The sequence below is a fragment of the Amycolatopsis dendrobii genome (assembly GCF_014145675.1).
GTDB classification, from domain to species: Bacteria; Actinomycetota; Actinomycetes; order Mycobacteriales; family Pseudonocardiaceae; genus Amycolatopsis; species Amycolatopsis dendrobii.
Window position 1 is genome coordinate 793,663 of sequence record NZ_JACGZW010000002.1, and the last position, 20,169, is coordinate 813,831.

Sequence of the window (20,169 nt, forward strand, 5' to 3'; positions counted from 1 at the left end):
AGCGGATTCTAGTCCAGCGCGGCTCGCAGGGTCGCGACGTACTCGCCGACCTCCGCCGGACCGGCGCCGTCGAGCACCCGCCGCATGATCGCCGCGCCCACGATCACGCCGTCGGCCACCTTGGCGGCCTCGGCGGCATGCGCTGGTCGCGAGATGCCGAAGCCGACCAGGATCGGCTGGTCGGTGGCGTCCTTCAGCCGGGTGGCCAGGTCGATCGCGGAGGCGGGCAGGTGATCGCGTTCGCCGGTGGTGCTCATCGACGAGACGGCGTAGACGAAACCTCGGCTCCGCGCGGCGATCTCGTGTGCGCGGTCGGTTGGCGTCGCGGGGGAGACCAGCAACGCCAGTTCGATTCCCTCCTCGATCGCGGGCACTTCCTCCAACGGCAGGTCCGGCACGATCAGGTCGGCTACTCCGGCTTCTTTCAGTTCGGTGCAGAAACCCTTGCGGACGGCCAAGTTGGCGTAGGTGCTCACGATGATCGGAACGTCCACTGTGGTCTCTGACAGTGCACTGAGGACACTTCGCGGAGTCGTTCCGTCAGCGAGAGCGACGTTGGACGCCTCCTGGATGGTCGGGCCGTCGAGCGTCGGGTCGGAGAACGGGATGCCGACTTCGATCGCGTCCGCACCGGCCTCGACCATCGCCGGAAGATAGTCAGTCCACTGTGGAGTGACGCCGCCGGTGAGGTACGGCATCAGGATTTTGCGGTCGGTTTTCATGCGCGGGACTCCTCGGAGCGGGCGATGAGCGTGGTGATGTCCTTGTCGCCGCGGCCGGACAGGGTGAGCAGAACAGTCGAGCCAGCAGGGAGATCCGGTGTGCCGGCGGCTTCGGCCACCCAGGCGAGCGCGTGCGCGGATTCGAGCGCCGGGATGATCCCCTCGGTACGAGCCAATTGCGCGGCCGCGGCGACCGCTGCTTCGTCGTCGACCGCGACATATCGAGCCCGCCCGAGGTCGCGCAGGTGCGCGTGTTCCGGCCCGACGCCGGGGTAATCCAGTCCGGCGGCGATCGAATGGGCTTCGCGGATCTGCCCGTGCTCGTCCTGGAGGAACAGCGACCGCGAACCGTGCAGCACCCCGGCCTGGCCGAACGTCGCGCCCGATCCGCCGATCGCTTCCACGCCGACCAGCCGCGCGCTGGTGCCGGCGAATCCGGCGAACGTGCCCGCCGCGTTGGATCCGCCGCCGACGCACGCGACGACGTAATCCGGCACGGTCATGTGCTGCTCGCAGGCCTCGTCGCCGATCACGCGCTGGAATTCCCGCACCATCCACGGATACGGATGCGGTCCGACGACCGAGCCGAGGCAGTAGTGCGCCTCCTCGGTCGAGCTGACCCAGTGCCGCATCGCCTCGCTGGTCGCGTCCTTGAGCGTGCGGCTGCCGGTGCGCACCGGGACGACCTCCGCGCCGAGGTAGCGCATGCGGAACACGTTGTGCGACTGGCGTTCGACGTCCTGCTCGCCCATGAAGACCGTGACCGGCAGGTCGAGCAGTGCGCCCGCGGTGGCTGTCGCGACGCCGTGCATCCCAGCCCCGGTCTCGGCGATCAGCCGCCGCTTGCCCATCCGCTTCGCGAGCAGCGCCTGACCTACCGCGTTGTTGATTTTGTGTGATCCGGTGTGCGTGAGGTCTTCCCGCTTGAGCGCGACGGTCACGCCGAGTTCCGCGGACAGCCGCTCGGCGGGCGTCACCGGCGTTGGCCTGCCGACGTGGCGGACGAGCATCGTCTGGAGCTGGTCGCGGAAGCCGGGGTCCACCCAGGCCTTCTCGAACGCGTCGGCGACTTCGAGGCAGGCGGGCACCAGCGATTCCGGCACCCAGCGCCCGCCGTACTCCCCGAAGCGTCCTTTCCGGGTCGGGGTGCGCATGGGGCATCTCCTTAGAGTTCTATAACTGTCTCCACTGTTATAGAACTCTTGGCGGCGGAGTGCAAGCCCCGTCAGCGGTGCCGCAACACCTCGACGCCGTCGCCGTCCAGGTCGTCGAGGAACCGGGAGCGGCCGGTCATCGCCATGATCAGCGCGAGTGTCGGGCCGGACACGAGGGGTCCCGAGCCGCCGGAAAAGTCGCTGTCGGTAGCCGCGAGGCGGAGGCCGCGGACGCGTCCTTTGGCGAGCACGACGAGGTCGGAGCCGAGGTAGTAGCGGGCTACCGCGGTAAGCGTTTCGAGCGGATACTCGTGGCGGATGCCGAGCGGGCGGCGGATGTCCTCGCCGTGCACGACCGTCTCGCCGAGCATCGCCACCACCGGCAGCGGCGGTTTCGTCGTGCTGGTGACGACCCGGCGGAAGCGGGCCAACGTGTCGGCCGGGTTGTCGCCGAGGTGCTCGGCCAACCGCATCGCGACCTGCCGATCGAAGTCGAATCGGCAGCGGAGCACGCCTGCCATCCAGCGCAGCGGCGTGAGCGACGCGCCCGCGGTGAGGTGGGCCAGCACTTCCCGGACGGAGAGCCCTTCGCACAGCGAGGGCGTGTTCCACGCGGCGTCGGACAGGTCGTCGGCCAGCGCGGCGCGTTCGGCGTGGATCTGCGGCCAGGTGGCGGTCATTCCAGGTCTCCTCGGTAGTCGTTGCCAGGTGAGACCGGCCGGATGCGGCAGAATCGTCGGTCGTGGGGGAATTTTCTTCAGCGGCTGCGTTCACCCGTGCGGTGGCCCCGTTGCGAGTGGAATTGCGTGCGCACTGTTACCGGATGCTCGGCTCGATGCACGACGCCGACGACGCCGTGCAAGAGGCATTGCTGCGAGCGTGGCGCGGGCTGCCTGGGTTCGAAGGTCGCAGCACGCTGCGCACCTGGCTGTACACGGTCGCCACGCGGACCTGCCTGGACCTCATCGAGCAGCGCGGCCGCCGCGCACTGCCGGTCGACCTGGGCCCGGCGAGCGAGCAGGTCGTCCTCGACTCAGCCCCGCGTACCGACGTGGCCTGGTTGGGTCCGTGCCCCGATTTCCCCGAGGCCAGTTACGAACAACGCGAGGCGGTTGAGCTGGCTTTCGTCGCCGCGTGCCGCCATCTGCCGGGCAATCAACGGGCGGCGCTGCTGCTGTTCGACGTCCTCGGCTTCTCCGCCGCCGAGATCGCCGCGATGATGGAAACGTCGGTGACCTCGGTGAACTCCGCCTTGGCCCGCGCCCGCCGGACCATCTCGGCGCACGTTCCCGCCCGAACGCAGCAGCAGATCCTCGGCGACTCCCGTCTCCACGAGCTGGCGGCCGATTTCGCGACGGCCCTTGCCGAAGGCGACGTCGACGGCCTCGTAAGCCTGCTGACCGAGGACGTCACCTGGTCGATGCCGCCGCTGCCGCACTGGTACCGCGGCCGCGCCGCCGTGACGGAGTTCGCCGTCCAGGTCCCGATGACGCGCTGTCCGAGCTGGCGCTTCCGGCTGATCAGCGCGAACGCCCAGCCCGCGGTGGCGTTCTACCTCGGCGGTTCGGGGACTGTCCCGCACGAGGCGTGGTCCATCACCGTGCTTACCCTGCGGGAGGGCCTGATCTGCGACCTCACGTCCTTCCTCGGCGCAGAACATTTCCCAGCCTTCGGACTGCCCGCCGCGGTCATGCCTTAGGCGCGGCCCGCACGTGCGCGCGCTGCCCCTGCCGTCCGATCAAGCACAGGTACTCCACTGGTTCCGCCGACGCCGCGCCGAACCAATGCGGCACCCGGGTGTCGAATTCCGCTGCCTCGCCCGGAGAAAGCGTCATGTCGTGCTCGCCGAGCACCAGCCTTAATTGTCCATTGAGGACATACGCCCACTCGTAGCCCTCGTGGGTCTTGGGATCGGGTTCCTGCTTCTTCCGTTGCCCGGGCAGGATGAACTTGTACGCCTGGATCCCGCCCGGACGGCGGGTCAACGGCAGGATCGTCACTCCGTCGGAGCAGCTGATCGGGCGGAGGTGGATACGCGGGTCGCCGGTTTGCGGGGCGTCGACCAGTTCGTCGAGGGTCACGCCGTGTGCGCGGGCCAGCGGCAGCAGCTGTTCCAGGGTGGGCCGCCGGTTGCCGGACTCCAGCCGCGACAGCGTGCTGGCCGCGATGCCGGTCTGCGCGGCCAGTTCGGCCAGCGTGACCTCCCGCTTCCGGCGCAGCTCGCGCAACCGGGGGCCGACTGCGTCCAGGGCTCGGTCGTCGTCCATTTCCCGAGTTTGACAGATTGGCAAGTTTGCTTGCCAGTCGTGCCGGAGGGTTTGCAAGCTGGGAGCAGGAGCCAGGAAAGGAATCGTTGTGCCGCATGCATTCGATCAGTCCTATTGGGACGAGCACTGGGCCGGTGCCGCCGGGCACGCGCAGCTCGAACCGCATCCGCAGCTGGTCGAGGAGGCGGGGAAACTCCCGCCCGGACGCGCGCTGGACGCCGGCTGCGGGGAGGGTACGGAGGCGCTCTGGCTCGCTGAGCACGGATGGCGGGTGACGGCGGTCGACCTGTCCGAGGAGGTGCTGCGGCATGCGCGCGAACGGTCGAGCGCGGTCGAGTGGGTGTGCGCTGACCTGCTGAGCTGGGCCCCGGACGGGCAGTTCGACCTGGTCGCCACGCACTACGTGCACGCCGCGGGTCCGCTGTTCGAACGGCTCGCGGAGTGGGTCGCGCCGGGCGGGACGTTGCTGGTGGTCGGACATCACCACGGTGAGCTGCATCCGCCGGAGTCGACGATCACCGTCCACGACGTCGGACTCGCTCCGGAGCAGTGGGAGATCACGGTCGCCGAGAACCGGACGCGGAAGGTGCCTGGCGGGGAATTGCACGACACGATTCTCTGTGCCCGCAAGCTTTCTTCGCCCAACGCGTAATCAGTGGCGGCCGGGAGCGATTCGGTAGTGCACTGGAGCGGTGGCGGCCTATGACGAGATCGCGGACTGGTACGAAGAGGAGTTTCTCCGCGCCCAGCCGGTGAGCCCGGGGGCGAGCGCGCTGCGGGAGCTTCTCGGCGAAGGCAGCGGCGTGTGCCTGGAGATCGGCTGCGGCACCGGCGTGCACGCTGACCTGGTGCGGCAGCTGGGCTGGACGCCGCTCGGCGTCGACCTGTCCAGCGGGATGCTGCGGCACGCCCGCGCCCGGCTGCCGATCGCGCAGGCCGACGCCGCGCGCTTGCCGGTTCGGGACCACAGCGTCGCCGCGGTCGTCGCGGTGTTGGTGCACACCGACATGCCCGCGTATTTCGCCGTGTTGCGCGAGGTGTCGAGGGTGCTGCGGCCGGGCGGCGTGTTCGTGCACGTCGGCGTCCATCCGTGCTTCTGCGGCGGATTCGCGGACCGCGGCGACCCGGCCGCAGTGGTTGTCCGTCCTGGCTATCTCGACGGGCACTGGACCAAGAAATCGTGGACCGATCAGGGGATTCGCGACAAGGTCGGGGCCACACACTGGCCGTTGGCCGAATTGCTGAACGGTTTCCGTGACGCGGGTCTGTCGTTCGACCGGTTCGCCGAGACTGGGACCCCGCTGCCGATCGTGCTGGCGGTGCGCGCGTTCATCGACGCGGAAGCAACCGAAGAATCACGATCGCGCCAACCGTGAGAGCCAGAATCCCGCCGCACGCCAGCGCGAGCGCGTGCAGTGGAGAACCGGGCAGCGCGGAGTAGTAGACCGCGCCGATCACCGCGACTCCCAGTGCTCCGCCGATCTGCTGGCCGGTCGCGAGCACGCCGGAGGCCATCCCGGCGTCGGCGCGAGGGACGGCGGACAGGACGTGGTTCAGCAGCGGCGGTACGAGCAGGCCCTGACCTGCGCCGATAAGCGCTAGCGCGGGGACGAAGGACCAAGGGGTGGTCGAAAGCGTGATCAGCACTGTGTAGCCGAGTCCGGCAGTCGCCGCACCGGTCAACGGGGCGTGGCGAACGCGGCCGCCGAGGAGGCTCATTGCGAGGAAGGCGGCGGCGAACGGTACGTACGTCAGCGCGGCGGCAAGCGGGCTGAGACCAAGACCGTCTTGCAGGGCAAGCGAAAGCACGAGGAAGAACGAGTTGATCCCGGCGTAGGTGAGCAGCACGAGGCACATGCCGAGGCTGAACTCGCGCTGCCGCACCAGTCCTGGCCGGACCAGTGGCGCGGGTACGCGGCGTTCGACGGCGGCGAAGACCGCCATCGCGAGTCCGCCGCCGGCGAGGCTGCACCAGGACCACAGCGGCCAGCCCGCTTCCCTCCCGGCGACGAGCGGTACGACGAGCAGGGAGAGTGCGACGGTCAGCACCGCGGCGCCGCGAAGGTCCAGTCGCGCGGTGCCGTTCGACCGGGTCCGGGGCAGGAAACGGGCGGCGAGAGCGAGGGTGAGCAGTCCGAGGGGGACGTTGACCCAGAAGATCGGCCGCCACGGGCTGCCGAAAAGGTTCGCGGTCACGAGCACGCCGCCCAGCAGCTGGCCGGTGACGCCGGACAGGCCGATGACCGCGCCGAGCGCGGCGAACGCCCTCGGCCGGTGCGGGCCGGGAACCACGACGTGGACCATCGCGAGCACCTGCGGGAACATCGCCGCGGCGCCGAGGCCCTGGACGAACCTCGCGGCGACCAGCCAGCCCGCGCCCGGTGCGGCGGCGCACGCGGCCGACGACGCGGTGAACACCAGCAGCCCGGCCAGGAACACCGGTTTGCGGCCGTAGCGGTCGCCGAGCCGGGCGAACGTGACGAGTGCCACGGCATAGGCGAGCTGGTACCCGGCGAGCAGCAACTGGAGTTCGGCGGGCGAGGCGCCGAGGTCGGTCCGGATGGCGGGCGCGGCGACGAACACGATGAACGTGTCCAGCACTGCCATGAAGACGCCGGTGAACAGGATCGCGAGCGTGCGCCAAGGTGCGGGGTGCATGTCTTGATCGTCGGCAGCGGGCCGGAGGCGGTGGTAGCGGGCGAATATGCTGGTATCGCCACTACCAGGACCGGGGAGGAACGCATGGGGTCCGCGTCGCGCCGCCGCGCTCTCGCGGACTTCCTGCGTTCGCGTCGCGATCGGCTCACCCCCGCGGAGGTCGGTCTTCCGGCGGGGCCGCGCCGGCGCGCGCCGGGCCTGCGCCGCGAGGAACTCGCTCAGCTGGCCGGGGTCAGCGTCACCTGGTACACGTGGCTCGAACAGGCGCGGGACATCACTGTCAGCAGGCAGGTGCTGGCGAGTCTCGCCAGGGAACTCCGGCTTTCCGAGACCGAACGGCAGCATCTCTTCTCCCTCGCCGAGGAACCGCCGCCGGACCGCGAGGCGACGTCTTCGCCGCAGGCGCTGCAGGGCATGGTCGACGCACTGGACCCGAACCCGGCGTACGTGCTCGACGCGCATTGGGACTTCGTGGCGTGGAACCGTGCCGAGGCCGCGCTGATCGGCGATCCGGCGCTGCTGCCCGCCGGGGAGCGGAACCTGCTGTGGCTGGTGTTCGCCGTGCCGCGGATCCGTGCGCTGCTGGTCGACTGGCCCGGCCAGGCCCGGAATCTCCTCGCGCAGTACCGTGCCGACGTCGCGCATCGGGCCGAGGATCCGCGCGCGGCCGGGCTGGTGCGGACGCTGCGCGAGGCCAGTCCGGAGTTCGGCGAATGGTGGGCCGCGCACGACGTCGCGCCGTTCGCCGGCAACCGGAGGGTTTTCGATCATCCGAGGGCAGGCGTGCTCGCCTTCGACTACGTGAAACTGTCCACTATGGACGAGTCCGGCCGGAAGCTGTTCACCTGCTTGCCCGCCGATTCCGGCACCGCCGCGAAGCTCGCGTCGCTGACCGCGTGAAATTCGGATGCGCGCCGCCGGGAAGATCTTTATCCTGGCGATCGTGATACAGCACCAGCTCTACCTCTGAGGGAGCACCGCCTCCACCGGTACCGCGCGCGTTCGCGGCACCGGCCCTCGTCCTTGTTGCTGATCACGTTTCATCGGAGGCATTTCCCTCATGACATCTCCGCTTTCGCCTGCGCTCGTGCGCACGGCGCATGTCCGGCTGTCCGACGTCCATGTCGCTTTCGGCGGCCGTCCAGTGCTCGCCGGGGTCGATCTGGTCGCTGCGGCCGGCGACCGGGTCGCCGTCGTCGGCGAGAACGGGCGTGGCAAGACCACCCTGTTGCGCGTACTGGCCGGAACTCAGCCGGTCGACCGCGGCGAGGTTCGCCGCGCGGGCCCGACCGGGGTCGCCGACCAGCAGATCCCCTTGGGAGACCAGGAAACCGTCGGCGACCTGATCGATCTCGAGTTGACGGCTGTGCGGACTGCGTTGGCCCGTTTGGAAGCCGCGACGACCTCGCTCGCCGAAGGACAATCCGGCGCGGACGACGCGTTCGCCGCCGCGCTCTCGGACGCCGAAGCGCTCGACGCGTGGGACGCGGATCGTCGGGTCGAGGTTTCGCTGGCCGCGCTGAACGCGGTCGACGATCGGAGCCGTCCGCTCGGCACGTTGTCGGTCGGGCAGCGGCATCGGGTGCGGCTGGCGTGCCTGCTCGGCGCGGGGCATTCCGTGCTGTTGCTGGACGAGCCGACCAACCACCTCGACGCGTCCGGTCTCGCGCACCTCACCGAACGGCTGCGCGCGTACCCGGGCGTGGTCGTGCTGGTGAGCCACGATCGCGCGTTGCTCGCCGACGTCGCCACATCCGTGCTGGACCTCGACCCGTCGAGCGACGGCCGTCCGCGCGGCTACGGCGGCGGCTACGCGGCGTACGTCGAGGCCCGGCAAGCCGAACGGGCTCGCTGGGAGGCGCTGCACGCCGGGCAACTCGCGGAACGGCAGCGCCTCGCGGACGACCTTTCCGCCGCACAGAACCGATTGCGCGACAACTGGCGTCCGGAAAAGGGCCACGGCAAGCACACCCGCGCGACCCGGGCACCGGGCCTGGTCCGCGCCGTGCACCGGCGGCAGGAGGAGTTGAGCGCGCACGTCGTGGCTGTTCCGCCGCCGCCGGCGCGGTTCGCCATGCCGGAACTGCCGCAGCACCAAGGAACTGTCGCGCTGCGGGCCGCCGGAGTGACCGTCGCCGGACGGCTGGACCACCCGGTCGACCTGACCCTCGGCGGTGCGGACCGGCTCGTCGTCACCGGCCGGAACGGAGCCGGAAAGTCGACGCTGCTGGCGGTGCTGGCCGGGACGCTGGAGCCGACATCGGGCACAGTCACGCACGCCCGCTCGGTGCGGATCGGCTGGCTGGGCCAGGAATCCGACCTGCCGGCCCGGCGCACGGCCGCCGAGTTGCTCGAACAACGGTTCCCCGGCTCGGCCGACCTGGGCTTGCTCAGCGGATACGACCGGCACCGCCCGATCGCCGAGCTGTCGACCGGTGCCCGGCGACGGCTGGATCTGGCGCTGGTGCTGGCCGCGCGCCCGCAGGTACTGCTGCTGGACGAGCCGACGAACCACCTGTCCGCGACGCTGGTGGACGAACTGACCGAAGCCCTGCACTCGACTCCGGCCGCGGTGGTGGTGGCGACCCACGACCGGCAGTTGTTGCGCGACACGGCTTCCTGGCCGAGGTTGGTGCTGTAGGCCGCTCCGATGTGGCGTTGGGTGCGCTCAACGCCACATCGGGCGCTAACCGCCGCGAAACATCCGCCGGGCAGCCTGGGGCCATGCCTCTGCTGATCGAGCGAGCCGACTTCGCGGACCCGCAACTCCGGGTCTTCCTTCAAGCCCACCTGGACGACCTGGCCCCGACCGCCCCCGCCGAAAGCCGGCACGCTCTCGACCTGGCCGCACTTCAGCGGCCGCACGTCCGGCTCTGGACCGTCCAGGACGACCGGCGCATCGTCGGCACCGCAGCCCTCGCGGCGCTGGAGCCACGGCACGAGGAACTGAAAAGCATGCGCACCGACCCCGCCCGGCGCGGGCAAGGCATCGCTCGCACGCTCCTCGCCCACCTGCTCCAGGACGCCAAAGACCGGGGTATCGAACGCGTCTCCCTGGAGACCGGCAGCATGGACTTCTTCGCCCCGGCCCGCGCTTTGTACCTGCGGGCGGGCTTCACCCCGTGCGCGCCGTTCGGAAGCTACCGGGACGATCCGAACAGCACGTACTTGTCTCGGCGCGTCTGAGCTGTCACAGATTTTCCGCGACCGGTGTCCATCCGCTGAAAACCCCGAAAGCGGAGGAGGACAGCATGACGACGACAGTGCTCGGCGCGGGATACGCCGGGGTCATGGCCGCGAACCGGCTCGCTGGGCGCGGCGAGGAAGTGGTGCTGGTCACGCCGAACGCTTGGTTTGTCGAGCGAATCCGGCTCCATCGCGTGGCAACCGGTCTCCGGGAGAACGCCCGGCTCGATCTCGAGACCGTGTTGAACCCCGCCGTCGAGGTCGTCCAGGACACCGCGACCAAGGTCGGCGAGGACAAGATCCAGCTGGCTTCCGGCGAAAGCCTGCCCTACGACACCCTCGTCTACGCGGTCGGCTCCGGGGCCAGCGACCAGAACGGCACCTACCGGATCGTCTCCGAGCAGGAGACTGAACGGTTCCGCGCTGCTCTCGCCGAGGAGCCGGACGCTCCGGTCACCGTCGTGGGCGCGGGCCTGACCGGAGTCGAGCTGGCCGGGGCGTTGCGCGAGGCGGGACGCGTGGTCAAGCTGGTCTCCACCACTCCCGAGCGCCGCGCGATCCAGGCGCACCTGCGGTTTCTCGCCAAACAAGGCGTCGAGATCGAGCTCGGCCGACGCGTCGATCCGGCCGGGCTCGACGGCCTCGTCGTGGACACCACCGGGTTCGCCGTGCCGAGCCTCGCCGCCGATTCGGGACTGCCGGTCGACGACCTCGGCCGGTTGCTGGTGGACGAGCAGCTGACCGTCCCCGGCCACCCGGACATCCTCGGCGCGGGCGACGCCGTGCACATCGAAACGCCCAGCTGCCTGCGGGCCGCGTGCGCGACGGCGTTGCCGATGGGGGCGCACGCCGCCGACGTCATCGCCGCGCGGCGCGAAGGAGGAGCCGGGCAACCGTTCCGGATGGGCTACGTCCTCCAGTGCACCGATCTCGGCGGCGGGCGCGGGCGCGTCCAGTTCCTGCACCCGGACGACACCGAGCGCGCGATCGCGATCGACGGGCGGGCAGGCGGGCTCGTCAAGGAGACGATCTGCCGGATGACCGTGCGATGGCTCGCTCAGGAACGGGATCGCGCGGGCCGCTACTCGTGGCCGGCCGGTGCTTAGACTTGGCCGGCATGGATCACGGCGACGTCTTCACCGCGCATCGGCCGACGATGCTCGCCGCCGCCTTCCACATCACCGGATCGCGTTACGACGCGGAGGACGTCGTACAGGACGCGTGGGAGACCTGGTCCCGGGTGGACCTCGAGACGGTCCGCACGCCGCACGCGTTCCTGTCGGTGATGGTCTCGCGGCTGGCGCTCAACGCGGTCCGCGCGCAGCGTCGGCGGCGCGAGAACTACCCCGGTCCCTGGTTGCCGGATCCGGTGGTCGAGGGGGATTCGCCGGAGTGGGAGGTGCTGCATCGCGACGGTCTCGGCCAGGCGCTCGACTTCGTGCTCAGCACGTTGACCCCGGAGCAGGCCGCGGCGTATGTCCTGCGCAAGGTGCTCGACGTCGACTACGCCTCCGTCGCCGAAGTACTGGAGACGACCCCCGCGGCGGCCCGGCAACTCGTCTCGCGCGCGCAACGAGCGGTGACCTCGGCGATCGGGGATTCCTTGCCGGATCAGGGGAATCGTGACGCCGAGGCGCTGGCGACGCTCGCGGAAGCGGTGCTGTCCGGCGAGATCGGCAGGGTGGCGGCGTTGATCGCACCGGACGCGGTCTTGTACTCCGATGGCGGCGGCAAGGCGATGGCCGCGCGCAAGCCGTTGTTCGGGCGGGATCGGATCGCGCAGTTCCTCATCGGGATCTCGACGATGGAGGAGGTGACGATCGTGCCCGCGATCATCAACGGCGGCCCCGGTGCGGTCTTCCTTCAGGACGGCAAGGCGACGACCACCGTCACCGTCCGGGCGGGCGAGTCGGGGGTGTCGACGCTGTGTTTCGTGCGCAATCCCGACAAGCTGACCGGGATCACTCTCGCCTGGCCGCGATCCCGTCGTACATCATCCGGCGCACGGCCTCGCTGACCCGCCGTTGCTCATCGGGATCCGGGTTGCGCAGCGAAGCGATCGCCGACGCCAGGATCATGCCGTTGATCGCCCGCGCGCTGTTCTCGATGTCGAGATCCGCGCGCAGGTACCCGAGTTCCACGCCGTGCGACAGGTACGCCGCGGTCAGTTCCGTGGCCAGTTCGAAGAAGTCCAGTACGCGCGCTGCCATCGCTTTGTCGATACCGGCGGCCTCGAACAGCAGCAGCCGCGGCACGCGCGGGTCCTCGCCGAAGATCTGGGCCAGCGCGTCGCCGATCCGGGCGGTCTGCTCGCGGTAGGCGGCCAAAGTAGACACCGCGTCCGGTGCGTTCTCCGCGGTGAGCGCGGTGACGATGCGGGCGACCAGGTCGTCGATGACGTGGTCGACGATGTCGCGCTTGTTCTGGAAGTAGCGGTAGAAGGTGCCGTGCCCGATGCCGAGCTTCGTGGCGATGTCGGAGATGCCCGTGGCGTGGTAGCCGAGGTCGGCGAAGCAATCGAACGCCGCGTCGATGATCTCGCGGCGCAGTTCCTGCTTCTTGCGCTCGGCTCGGGTGGTGCGGGGGCTCTCCTGGGCTGTCACACAGTGCAGTGTATTGCCAAGTCCGCCGGAGTGACATACCGTTCCGTTACTGACAAGTAGTTCCGGACGAGAGGTCGGACATGGACGCGCAGTACGACGCAGTCATCGTCGGCGCGGGCTTCGGCGGCATGGGGGCGGCCATTCAGCTCCGCCGCCTCGGCTACCGCGACCTGCTGATTCTCGATCGCGAGGACGACCTCGGCGGGACCTGGCACGTGAACCGGTACCCGGGGCTGGCCGTCGACATCCCGTCGTCCACCTATTCCTACTCGTTCGAACCCAATCCGTACTGGTCGAGGCTGTTCGCGCCGGGCGCGGAGCTCAAGAAGTACGCCGAGCACGTCGCCGACAAGTACGGTCTGCGCGCCTCGATGCGCTTCGGCGCCGTCGTGACCGGCGCGACGTGGGACGGTTCCACCTGGCGGGTCAGCATCGAAGGCGGCGAGACGGTCACCGCGAAGTACCTGCTCACGGCTACCGGCTTCCTATCGCAGCCGAAGATGCCGGAAATCGAGGGCATCGAGAAGTTCGCGGGCAAGGTCATCCACACCACCAAGTGGGACGACAGCTACGACCTGGCCGGAAAACGCGCCGCGGTGATCGGCACCGGCGCGACGGCCGTCCAGCTCATCCCGGAAATCGCCAAGGTCGCCGCGGAGTTGACGGTGTACCAGCGCACGCCGATCTGGGTCAGCCCGAAGCCGGACTACGCCGTGCCGAAGCCGCTGCAGCAGGCGTTCGCGAAGCTGCCGCTGGTGCAGCGCGCGGTGCGGCTGGCGGGCAGTTCGATCCTGGAGCTGATGATGATCTCCGGCGTCGTGCAGTACCGGCAGTTCCGCGGTGCCAACCGGATCGCCGAACGCTGGTGCCGCGCGCATCTGTACCGCCAGGTCCGCGACCCCGCACTGCGCCGCAAGCTGACCCCGGACTACTCCTTCGGCTGCAAACGGCCGACGTTCTCCAACGACTACTTCCCGGCCTTCACCCGCCCGCACGTGCACCTCGAAACCACGAGCATCGAACGGATCGACGAAACCGGGATCGTCACCGCGGACGGCAAGCGCACCGAGATCGACACGCTCGTGCTGGCCACCGGCTTCAACCTGTGGGACGTGAACTTCCCGGCGATCGAGATCATCGGCCGCGACGGCAAGAACCTCGGAAAGTGGTGGCGCGACAACCGGTTCCAGGCCTACGAGGGCGTGACCGTGCCCGGGTTCCCGAACCTGGTTTCGCTCAACAGCCCGTATTCCTACAGCGGGCTCTCGTATTTCACGACCATCGAATGCCAGATGAAGCACATCGACCGGCTGTTCAAGGGCATGCGTGCCCGCGGTTCGGACGTGTTCGAGGTGACCCAGCGGGCGAACGACGAGTTCCTCGACCGGATGAAGCACAAGGTCGGGCACTCGGTCTTCGCACTCGGCCAATGCGCGACGGCCAACAGCTACTACTTCAACCAGCACGGCGAGGCGACCCTGCTCCGGCCGACCTCGACGATCAGCGCGCATCGGGAGGCGGCGCGATTCCCGTTGGAGGATTACAGCTTCGCCTGAGCCGTTGCCGCGTGCGCTTCGCGCCGTCCGTCAAAGAACGAGGGGACGGGTCGGCACGGAGGTGTGGTGCGTGAGCGGGGAATCGGGGGAGGATCTGCTGGGCTGGATCACCGGGGAGCGCGGCCCGGTGGCGATGCCCGGGGTCGAGATGCTGCGGTCGGTGGGGCTCACCGCGGAGAGCGCCGGCGAAGCGTCGATGCGAGGCGCGGTCCGGGCTGCCATCGAGTCCACGATCCGAGCGGATGCCGGCAGTCTGCCCTCGCTGCTCGATCTGTGGGCCTGGATCCTGCACGCCGCGCCCCAGTGCGACTGGGCGAACTTTGTGGCCGCCTTCGGCGCGGCGATGCAGGCCAGGTTCGAACGGACTGGAGCGCCGGACGAACTGGCCGCGGCGGTGAACGCACACCGTGCCGCACTGGACGTCCCCGGCATTTCCCCGGTCGCTCGAGCGGCGTGGTCGCTGAATCTGGGACAGGCGTTGCGCACCAGGTTCGGTCTGTCCGGGCTGGATTCCGACGCGGACGAAGCGATCCGTGCCACCGAGGAAGCGGCGGCGGGGCCAGCCGGACCAGTGCGGACGCTGGCTCTCCAGAACCTCAATCTGAGGTACCGCAGTCGTTACGAGAAGCACGGAGACCTCGCGGATCTGGACCGCGCGGTGACCGCCGGACGCGCTGCCTTGCCCGGGGCCCCGCCCGGCCATCCGGAGCGGGCAGCGCATCTGCAGAACGTGGGCATCAGTTTGCGCGCTCGCTACGCGCGGACCGGCGCGATCCGCGACCTGGACGAGGCCATCGGAATGCTCGGCGAGGCTGTCGGCCTGGCGGTCGCGGCCGAAGAGCTGAGCAAATACCTGTCGAGCCATGCCGCGGCCTTGCTCGACCGGTTCAACCGGACTGGCCGGGTACCTGATCTGGACCTGGCCGTGGAGCTTTCCCGCCGGGCCGTTGCCACGACTTCCCCCGATGACCCCGGTCAGGCGGTGTACCTGCTGAACGCGTGTGCCGCGTTGCTCACGCGGTTTCGCGTCACTGGACAGGTGGCCGACCTCCACGAAGCCCGGGCCGCCTCCGTCCAAGGCGTCGCGGCCAGCGGCATCGGCCATCCCTGGTATCCCGCCATCGTGTCGAGCTTCGCCGAGGTGCTCCGGACGCAAGGCGAGTTCTTCAACGCCCCGGAGGATCTCGACCTCGCGGCGGGGATGCACCGCGAAGCCCTGGCAGCCGTCCCGGAAGGCCACCGTGACCGGGCACCGCACCTCACGAACCTCGGGGCTTCCTTGCTCAGACAGGCGGAAAGGAACGATCAGCCCGAGGCACTGCACGAAGTGGTGAACGTCTGCCGCGAGGCGGTGGCCGCGACTCCGGCCGACGATCCGGCGCGGGCCGGACGGTTGTCCGGGCTCGGCAACGCGTTGGCGAGCCGGTTCGAGCGCTTGGGAGCCGCGAACGACGCGGACGAGGCCGTGGCGGTCCTGGCGGAAGCCGCAGCCGTCGTCCCGGCCGGCCATGCCGACCGCAACGGATGGCTGCACAACCTGGGTTTGGCGTTGTGGCAGCGCTACCTCCGCTACGGTCGCCCCGAAGACCTCGACCACGCAGCGACAGCGTGCGCCGAGGCGACCCGCGTGCGTGCCGCACCGCCGCTCAACCGGATCAGGACTGCCCGGACGGCCGCGATCCTCGCCGAGGAGAACAACGACCCCGCTGGTGCGGCCGATCTGCTGGAGACCGGCGTCCGGTTGCTGCCCGAGCTGGTTCCCCGCCGTCTTCCCCGCTTCGATCAGCAAGCCCGGCTTTCCGCCATCGCTGGCTTGGCCAACCGGGCCGCCTCGGCGGCATTGGCGAGCACGACCGGGTCCGCGCCGGAGCGTGCCGCGCGGGCAGTGACCCTTCTGGAGGCCGGGCGCGCGGTCCTGATCAGCCAGAGCCTGGAGACCCGCGGCGACCTCACCGGCCTGCGTGCCGTCCGGCCGGACTTGGCGACGAGGTTCGCCGAGCTGACCGAAGCTCTCAACCAGCACGCCGCCCAGCGGGTGCACACTGACCCGGGCCGCCGCGAATCGGCGTTCGACCGGTTCATGCTCATGTCCGAGGCCGCGGGCAGTCCCGGCGCGATCCGCGCCGACGAGGGGGCCGACCGGATTCGCTTGGCCGAAGACCTGGCCGAAACGGTGCGCGGCATCCGCGAGGTGGACGGGTTCGCGTCCTTCGGCCTGCCTCCGGACGCCGGAGAGCTGCTGGCGGAGGCCGAGAACGGGCCATTGGTGGCTTTCACCGTCACCGCGGACCGCGGCAACGCCTTGATCGTCACCCCGGACGGGATCGAGAGCGTGGAGTTGCCCGGACTGACCACCGAAGCGCTCGCGGAGCGGGCCGACGCTTTCCACCGGGCTGTCCGGTCTCCCGGCATGCGGGAGCTGACTCCAGCCGCGGCCCGGCCCGGCGGGCAAGCCGAACTGCACGCCGTTCTCGAATGGTTGTGGGACAACGTGACCGGACCGGTGCTGGACCATCTGGGGTTGTGCCGTACTCCGGCGGAGAGCGCCCGCGCGTGGCCGCGGATCTGGTGGATCCCGTGCGGTCAGCTCGCCCTGCTGCCGCTTCACGCGGCTGGCCACCACCGCGACCCGGCGACGCCGGCGCGACGCACTGTCCTCGACCGTGTGGTGTCCTCCTATACGCCCACGATCGGCGCGCTGCGGCACGCTCGCCGTTCCCGGCCGAGCGGCCGCCCGCTCCGCTCGCTCGTCGTCGCCATGCCCACCACTCCCGGGTTGTACGGCGGCGGACACCTGCCGCATGTCCGCGCGGAAGCCGAAACGGTCGCCGCCCTGCTGCCTGATCCGCTCGTCCTGAGCGCACCGCCTGACCAGACGGACGCCGGACCTGCCCTTCCCACCGCCCGCCGGGTCCTCGACGAACTGCCGTCGAGCGCGATCGCGCACTTCGCCTGCCACGGGACGCACAACCCGGCCCAGCCCGAAGCCAGCATGCTCCTGCTGCACGATCACGCCGAGGCACCGTTGACGGTCGCGCACCTGGCCCCGCTCGCGCTCGACCACGCCCAGCTGGCCTACCTGTCGTCGTGCGAATCCGCACTGAACAAAGCCGGGCCCTTCCTCGACGAAGCGATCCACCTCGCGGCCGCATTCCAGCTCACGGGTTTCCCCCACGTCATCGGCACGTTGTGGGCGGTCGACGACGAGTTCGCCGCCGTCATCGCCAGCCGCTTTTACTGCGGCCTTCGCGACCAGGCCACCGCGACCGTCAGTGTCGGCGACGCGGCGCGCGCACTGCACGAAGCAGTCCGCGAGCTGCGGGACGAGTTTCCCGGCTTGCCTTCGTTGTGGGCCGCTCACCTGCACTTCGGTCCTTGACCCCGGTGGCCCGGGTGATGCGCGCCGGTTGAGGGAACCTCCAACCCTCGATCGGCGTCGAGGATGGCGTGAAGACTCAGCAAGACGTCATGGCCAGCCTCCGCGCGCAAGCCGAACCCGTGCTCGGCACGGGTGCGGCGGCGCGGATTCGCGCGTTCGAGAACGGCGACCTGTACGTCGAGGCGCGCACCGCTTCCACGATCTGGGCCTGGCTGGTCGACTTCCTCCTGGTCACCGGCCTGTCGGTGGCCGCGGCGGTGACGTACTACTTCAAGTCCTACAGCGTCGACGCAGCGGTCGGGGCGAGCGTGATCGGAATCGCGGGGCTGTTCGTGCTGCCGCTGCTGTACGGCTGGTTTTACGGCAACGGCCGCGGCCTCGGCGCGCTGTTCAACGGGATCCGCCTCGTCCGGCTTCGCGACGGCGGCCGGATCGGGCTCTGGAAGGCGGGCTGGGCGATGCTGATCCGTACGCTCGGCTTCGTGATCATCGCGCTCGGCGTGCTCAACGGCGACGTCACCGTGACGAACGGGGTCCGCACGAGCATCGACGTTCGCGAGACCGAACGGCTCCGCGCCGCCGGTTTCGTCCGGAAGCCGTGAGCGGATACCAGGTCCGTGCGGTCGCGGACACTCCCGAACAGCGGCTGCGCGACTACACGGCGCGGCTGCAGGCGATCGTCACCATGCGGCGGGTGTACCGGGTGATGACGGCCAGCCTCGCCGGGCTTTTCGGCGTCAGCGGGCTTTTGGCCGGACTGCTGGCCCATTCCGCGGCGGGAGGATTCAGTTTGGCGGGCGGCGGTGTTTTCTTCGCGGTGCTGTGGCTCGGCGGCGTACTGACCTGGCGGGGCAGGCCCGCGACCGAGCGTGCGTTGAACCCGGGATCGCATCCGCCTGCCGGTCGTACTCCGGGGAATGTGCGAGGCGCTTTCTTTGCCGCAGCGGGGATGGGCTGTTTAGCCGCTGTCGTTTGTGGACTGTCCTTTATGTCCAGCAATCCGCCGCACGCCGTGCTGAAACTGGCGATCATCGGGCTCGGCACTTTTGTGGTGTTCACCGTTTTGTTCGTCCCGCCGGGATATGTCTACGCGCAGTCCGACCAGTACTTCGCGAAATGGCTCAACCGCAACCGCGCGGCTTACCAGGCGGCGGCGCGCCGGCTCTAAGGGGTGCGACGGCGCAGCGTCGCCGCTCCGAGACCCAGCGCCAGTACCGCGCAACCGAGCACGACGAGGATGTTGCGAGTCAACGTCGTCGTCCAGTCCGAGCTGTGGGTCACCTGCGTGAGCGCTTCGACGGCGTAGGACAGCGGCATCACGTCCGACAGCCAGTGCAGTACCCAGCCCATCTGGTCGCGCGGCTGGAAAAGCCCGCACAGCAAGGTTTGCGGCAGCACGAACAGCGGCATGAACTGAACGGCCTGGAACTCGCTCGTCGCGAACGCGCTCACGAAAAGGCCCAGCGCCATGCCGAGCAACGCGTCGAGCACGGTGATCAGCAGCAGTGACCAGACCGAACCGGCCACCGACAGTCCCAGCCACCACAGGCTGACCGCCGTCGCGACTGCCACCTGCAGCACCGCGACCTGCCCGAACGCCAGCGCGTACCCGGCGAGCAGATCGAATTTCCCCAGCGGCAGCGTCATCAGCCGCTCCAGCGTGCCGGCGGTGCGTTCGCGCAGGGTCGTGATCGACGCGATCAGGAACATGATCACGAACGGGAACACGCCGAGCAGTGCGGGCGCGATCCGGCTGAACGTCTCGGCCGAGTTGAACACGAAGCGCAGCAACACCATCAGCAGCGTCGGCACGAGGATGAGCATCACCACCGTGCGCGGATCGTGCCGCAGCTGGGCGAGGATGCGGCGGGTGGTGGCGAGAGTGATCGAGACAGTCATCGCTGGGCCTTCACCAGGTGCAGGAACGCGCGTTCGAGGTCTTGTTCGCCAGTGGCCGCGCGCAGGGCGTCCGGCGAATCGTCGGCGAGCAGCGCGCCGTCGCGCATCAGCAGCAGCCGGGTGCAGCGAGCGGCTTCGTCCATGACGTGGCTGGACACCAGAAGCGTGGTGCCGTCGGCGGCCAGACGATGGAAAACGTTCCACAAATGCTCGCGCAGCAACGGATCCAGCCCGACGGTCGGTTCGTCGAGCACGAGCAGTTCGGGCTTGCCGAGCAGCGCGACGGCGAGGCTCGCCCGGCTGCTCTGACCGCCGGAGAGCCGGCCGACCAGCGCGTCGGCGTGCGAACCGAGGCCGACCTGCTCGATCGCCTCGGGCACCGACCGGGACGGCGCGCCCAGCACGGACGCGAAGTAGCGCAGGGATTCGGTGACCGTGAGGTCGGCGTAGACCGCGGGCGCCTGCGTGGCGTACCCGATCCGCTTGCGCAACCGACGGCTCCCGGCCGGTTCGCCGAGCACGGTGACCGTGCCGCCATGGGTCACCTGCACGCCGACGACCGCGCGCATCAAGGTGGTCTTCCCGCAGCCGCTCGGCCCGAGCAGCCCGGTGACCGACCCGGGCTCGACGCGGAAGCTCACGTCGCGCAGCACTTCCTGGCCACCGCGGACGACGCGCAGGCCGTCGATGACCACCGCGGAATTAATCATGCGATTAATTCTGCGCGCGCGGAATTTTCGTGTCA

The 20,169-nt window shown here is 69.6% G+C and carries 20 protein-coding genes; 12 read left to right on the plus strand and 8 right to left on the minus strand.

Going from position 1 to position 20,169, the window contains the following annotated elements:
* Nucleotides 1-8: 8 nt before the first annotated feature.
* From trpA to H4281_RS07800, 3 genes are all read right to left on the minus strand, one after another.
* On the minus strand, nt 9-722 hold the full coding sequence (trpA, locus tag H4281_RS07790) for a tryptophan synthase subunit alpha (RefSeq protein WP_182890140.1): 714 nt from the start codon (nt 720-722) through the stop codon (nt 9-11).
* A complete protein-coding gene (gene trpB, locus H4281_RS07795) occupies nt 719-1,876 on the minus strand; it encodes a tryptophan synthase subunit beta (RefSeq protein ID WP_182890141.1) in 1,158 nt (385 codons plus the stop codon). Before trpB ends, trpA begins: the two co-directional genes overlap by 4 nt.
* 71 nt (nt 1,877-1,947) lie before the next feature.
* The gene (locus H4281_RS07800; RefSeq protein ID WP_182890142.1) at nt 1,948-2,556 is read right to left on the minus strand and encodes a maleylpyruvate isomerase family mycothiol-dependent enzyme; all 609 of its coding nucleotides are present in this window, start codon (nt 2,554-2,556) and stop codon (nt 1,948-1,950) included.
* A gap of 62 nt (nt 2,557-2,618) precedes the next feature.
* Here H4281_RS07800 and H4281_RS07805 point away from each other — a divergent pair, with 62 nt between their 5' ends.
* On the plus strand, nt 2,619-3,575 hold the full coding sequence (locus H4281_RS07805) for a sigma-70 family RNA polymerase sigma factor (protein ID WP_182890143.1): 957 nt from the start codon (nt 2,619-2,621) through the stop codon (nt 3,573-3,575).
* Here the strand turns inward: H4281_RS07805 and H4281_RS07810 are convergent.
* Nucleotides 3,565-4,143 (minus strand): helix-turn-helix domain-containing protein, encoded by a 579-nt coding sequence (locus tag H4281_RS07810; RefSeq protein WP_182890144.1) that lies wholly within the window; start codon nt 4,141-4,143, stop codon nt 3,565-3,567. The genes H4281_RS07805 and H4281_RS07810 overlap by 11 nt on opposite strands.
* Nucleotides 4,144-4,231: 88 nt before the next feature.
* On the opposite strand from H4281_RS07810, the gene H4281_RS07815 reads away from it, so the two are divergent.
* On the plus strand, nt 4,232-4,795 hold the full coding sequence (locus H4281_RS07815) for a class I SAM-dependent methyltransferase (RefSeq protein ID WP_182890145.1): 564 nt from the start codon (nt 4,232-4,234) through the stop codon (nt 4,793-4,795).
* A gap of 40 nt (nt 4,796-4,835) precedes the next feature.
* Entirely contained in the window at nt 4,836-5,519 is a 684-nt protein-coding gene (locus tag H4281_RS07820) for a class I SAM-dependent methyltransferase (RefSeq protein ID WP_182890146.1), read from the plus strand.
* Here the strand turns inward: H4281_RS07820 and H4281_RS07825 are convergent.
* On the minus strand, nt 5,473-6,801 hold the full coding sequence (locus tag H4281_RS07825; protein ID WP_182890147.1) for an MFS transporter: 1,329 nt from the start codon (nt 6,799-6,801) through the stop codon (nt 5,473-5,475). The genes H4281_RS07820 and H4281_RS07825 overlap by 47 nt on opposite strands.
* A gap of 84 nt (nt 6,802-6,885) precedes the next feature.
* Here H4281_RS07825 and H4281_RS07830 point away from each other — a divergent pair, with 84 nt between their 5' ends.
* The 5 genes from H4281_RS07830 to H4281_RS07850 all read left to right on the plus strand — a co-directional run bounded on the left by H4281_RS07830 (nt 6,886) and on the right by H4281_RS07850 (nt 12,004).
* Nucleotides 6,886-7,701: a helix-turn-helix transcriptional regulator gene (locus tag H4281_RS07830; protein ID WP_182890148.1), complete on the plus strand. Its 816-nt coding sequence runs from the start codon at nt 6,886-6,888 to the stop codon at nt 7,699-7,701.
* Between the two features lie 160 nt (nt 7,702-7,861).
* Nucleotides 7,862-9,442: an ABC-F family ATP-binding cassette domain-containing protein gene (locus tag H4281_RS07835; protein ID WP_182890149.1), complete on the plus strand. Its 1,581-nt coding sequence runs from the start codon at nt 7,862-7,864 to the stop codon at nt 9,440-9,442.
* Nucleotides 9,443-9,525: 83 nt separating this feature from the next.
* A complete protein-coding gene (locus H4281_RS07840; protein ID WP_182890150.1) occupies nt 9,526-9,987 on the plus strand; it encodes a GNAT family N-acetyltransferase in 462 nt (153 codons plus the stop codon).
* 65 nt (nt 9,988-10,052) lie between these two features.
* Complete coding sequence (locus H4281_RS07845) at nt 10,053-11,093, plus strand: NAD(P)/FAD-dependent oxidoreductase (RefSeq protein ID WP_182890151.1); 1,041 nt, start codon at nt 10,053-10,055, stop codon at nt 11,091-11,093.
* An 11-nt stretch (nt 11,094-11,104) separates the two neighbouring features.
* The gene (locus H4281_RS07850) at nt 11,105-12,004 is read left to right on the plus strand and encodes a sigma factor (RefSeq protein ID WP_182890152.1); all 900 of its coding nucleotides are present in this window, start codon (nt 11,105-11,107) and stop codon (nt 12,002-12,004) included.
* On the opposite strand, the gene H4281_RS07855 is transcribed toward H4281_RS07850, so the two are convergent.
* Nucleotides 11,949-12,590: a TetR/AcrR family transcriptional regulator gene (locus H4281_RS07855; RefSeq protein ID WP_182890153.1), complete on the minus strand. Its 642-nt coding sequence runs from the start codon at nt 12,588-12,590 to the stop codon at nt 11,949-11,951. The two genes, H4281_RS07850 and H4281_RS07855, sit on opposite strands and share 56 nt — an antisense overlap.
* A gap of 80 nt (nt 12,591-12,670) precedes the next feature.
* On the opposite strand from H4281_RS07855, the gene H4281_RS07860 reads away from it, so the two are divergent.
* The 4 genes from H4281_RS07860 to H4281_RS07875 all read left to right on the plus strand — a co-directional run bounded on the left by H4281_RS07860 (nt 12,671) and on the right by H4281_RS07875 (nt 18,693).
* Nucleotides 12,671-14,146 carry a flavin-containing monooxygenase gene (locus H4281_RS07860; RefSeq protein ID WP_182890154.1) on the plus strand — a complete coding sequence of 492 codons (1,476 nt, stop codon included), beginning with the start codon at nt 12,671-12,673 and terminating at the stop codon, nt 14,144-14,146.
* A 70-nt stretch (nt 14,147-14,216) separates the two neighbouring features.
* Entirely contained in the window at nt 14,217-17,525 is a 3,309-nt protein-coding gene (locus tag H4281_RS46540) for a CHAT domain-containing protein (RefSeq protein ID WP_182890155.1), read from the plus strand.
* Nucleotides 17,526-17,593: 68 nt separating this feature from the next.
* Entirely contained in the window at nt 17,594-18,127 is a 534-nt protein-coding gene (locus H4281_RS07870) for an RDD family protein (RefSeq protein WP_237597107.1), read from the plus strand.
* Nucleotides 18,124-18,693, plus strand: coding sequence for a hypothetical protein (locus H4281_RS07875; protein ID WP_182890156.1), 570 nt, complete (start codon nt 18,124-18,126; stop codon nt 18,691-18,693). The genes H4281_RS07870 and H4281_RS07875 overlap by 4 nt, the downstream gene beginning before the upstream one ends.
* Here the strand turns inward: H4281_RS07875 and H4281_RS07880 are convergent.
* Together H4281_RS07880 and H4281_RS07885 are read right to left on the minus strand one after the other, a co-directional pair.
* Nucleotides 18,690-19,424, minus strand: a complete 735-nt coding sequence (locus tag H4281_RS07880) for an ABC transporter permease (RefSeq protein ID WP_182890157.1) — start codon at nt 19,422-19,424, stop codon at nt 18,690-18,692. The two genes, H4281_RS07875 and H4281_RS07880, sit on opposite strands and share 4 nt — an antisense overlap.
* Complete coding sequence (locus H4281_RS07885; protein WP_182890158.1) at nt 19,421-20,134, minus strand: ABC transporter ATP-binding protein; 714 nt, start codon at nt 20,132-20,134, stop codon at nt 19,421-19,423. The genes H4281_RS07880 and H4281_RS07885 overlap by 4 nt, the downstream gene beginning before the upstream one ends.
* Between the last annotated feature and the right edge of the window lie 35 nt (nt 20,135-20,169).

Coding starts and splice junctions, on each gene's coding strand:
- trpA (WP_182890140.1), bottom strand. CDS start 722: ATGAAAACCGACCGCAAAATCCTGATGCCGTACCTCACCGGCGGCGTC.
- trpB (WP_182890141.1), bottom strand. CDS start 1,876: ATGCGCACCCCGACCCGGAAAGGACGCTTCGGGGAGTACGGCGGGCGC.
- H4281_RS07800 (WP_182890142.1), bottom strand. CDS start 2,556: ATGACCGCCACCTGGCCGCAGATCCACGCCGAACGCGCCGCGCTGGCC.
- H4281_RS07810 (WP_182890144.1), bottom strand. CDS start 4,143: ATGGACGACGACCGAGCCCTGGACGCAGTCGGCCCCCGGTTGCGCGAG.
- H4281_RS07825 (WP_182890147.1), bottom strand. CDS start 6,801: ATGCACCCCGCACCTTGGCGCACGCTCGCGATCCTGTTCACCGGCGTC.
- H4281_RS07830 (WP_182890148.1), top strand. CDS start 6,886: ATGGGGTCCGCGTCGCGCCGCCGCGCTCTCGCGGACTTCCTGCGTTCG.
- H4281_RS07835 (WP_182890149.1), top strand. CDS start 7,862: ATGACATCTCCGCTTTCGCCTGCGCTCGTGCGCACGGCGCATGTCCGG.
- H4281_RS07840 (WP_182890150.1), top strand. CDS start 9,526: ATGCCTCTGCTGATCGAGCGAGCCGACTTCGCGGACCCGCAACTCCGG.
- H4281_RS07845 (WP_182890151.1), top strand. CDS start 10,053: ATGACGACGACAGTGCTCGGCGCGGGATACGCCGGGGTCATGGCCGCG.
- H4281_RS07850 (WP_182890152.1), top strand. CDS start 11,105: ATGGATCACGGCGACGTCTTCACCGCGCATCGGCCGACGATGCTCGCC.
- H4281_RS07860 (WP_182890154.1), top strand. CDS start 12,671: ATGGACGCGCAGTACGACGCAGTCATCGTCGGCGCGGGCTTCGGCGGC.
- H4281_RS07880 (WP_182890157.1), bottom strand. CDS start 19,424: ATGACTGTCTCGATCACTCTCGCCACCACCCGCCGCATCCTCGCCCAG.
- H4281_RS07885 (WP_182890158.1), bottom strand. CDS start 20,134: ATGATTAATTCCGCGGTGGTCATCGACGGCCTGCGCGTCGTCCGCGGT.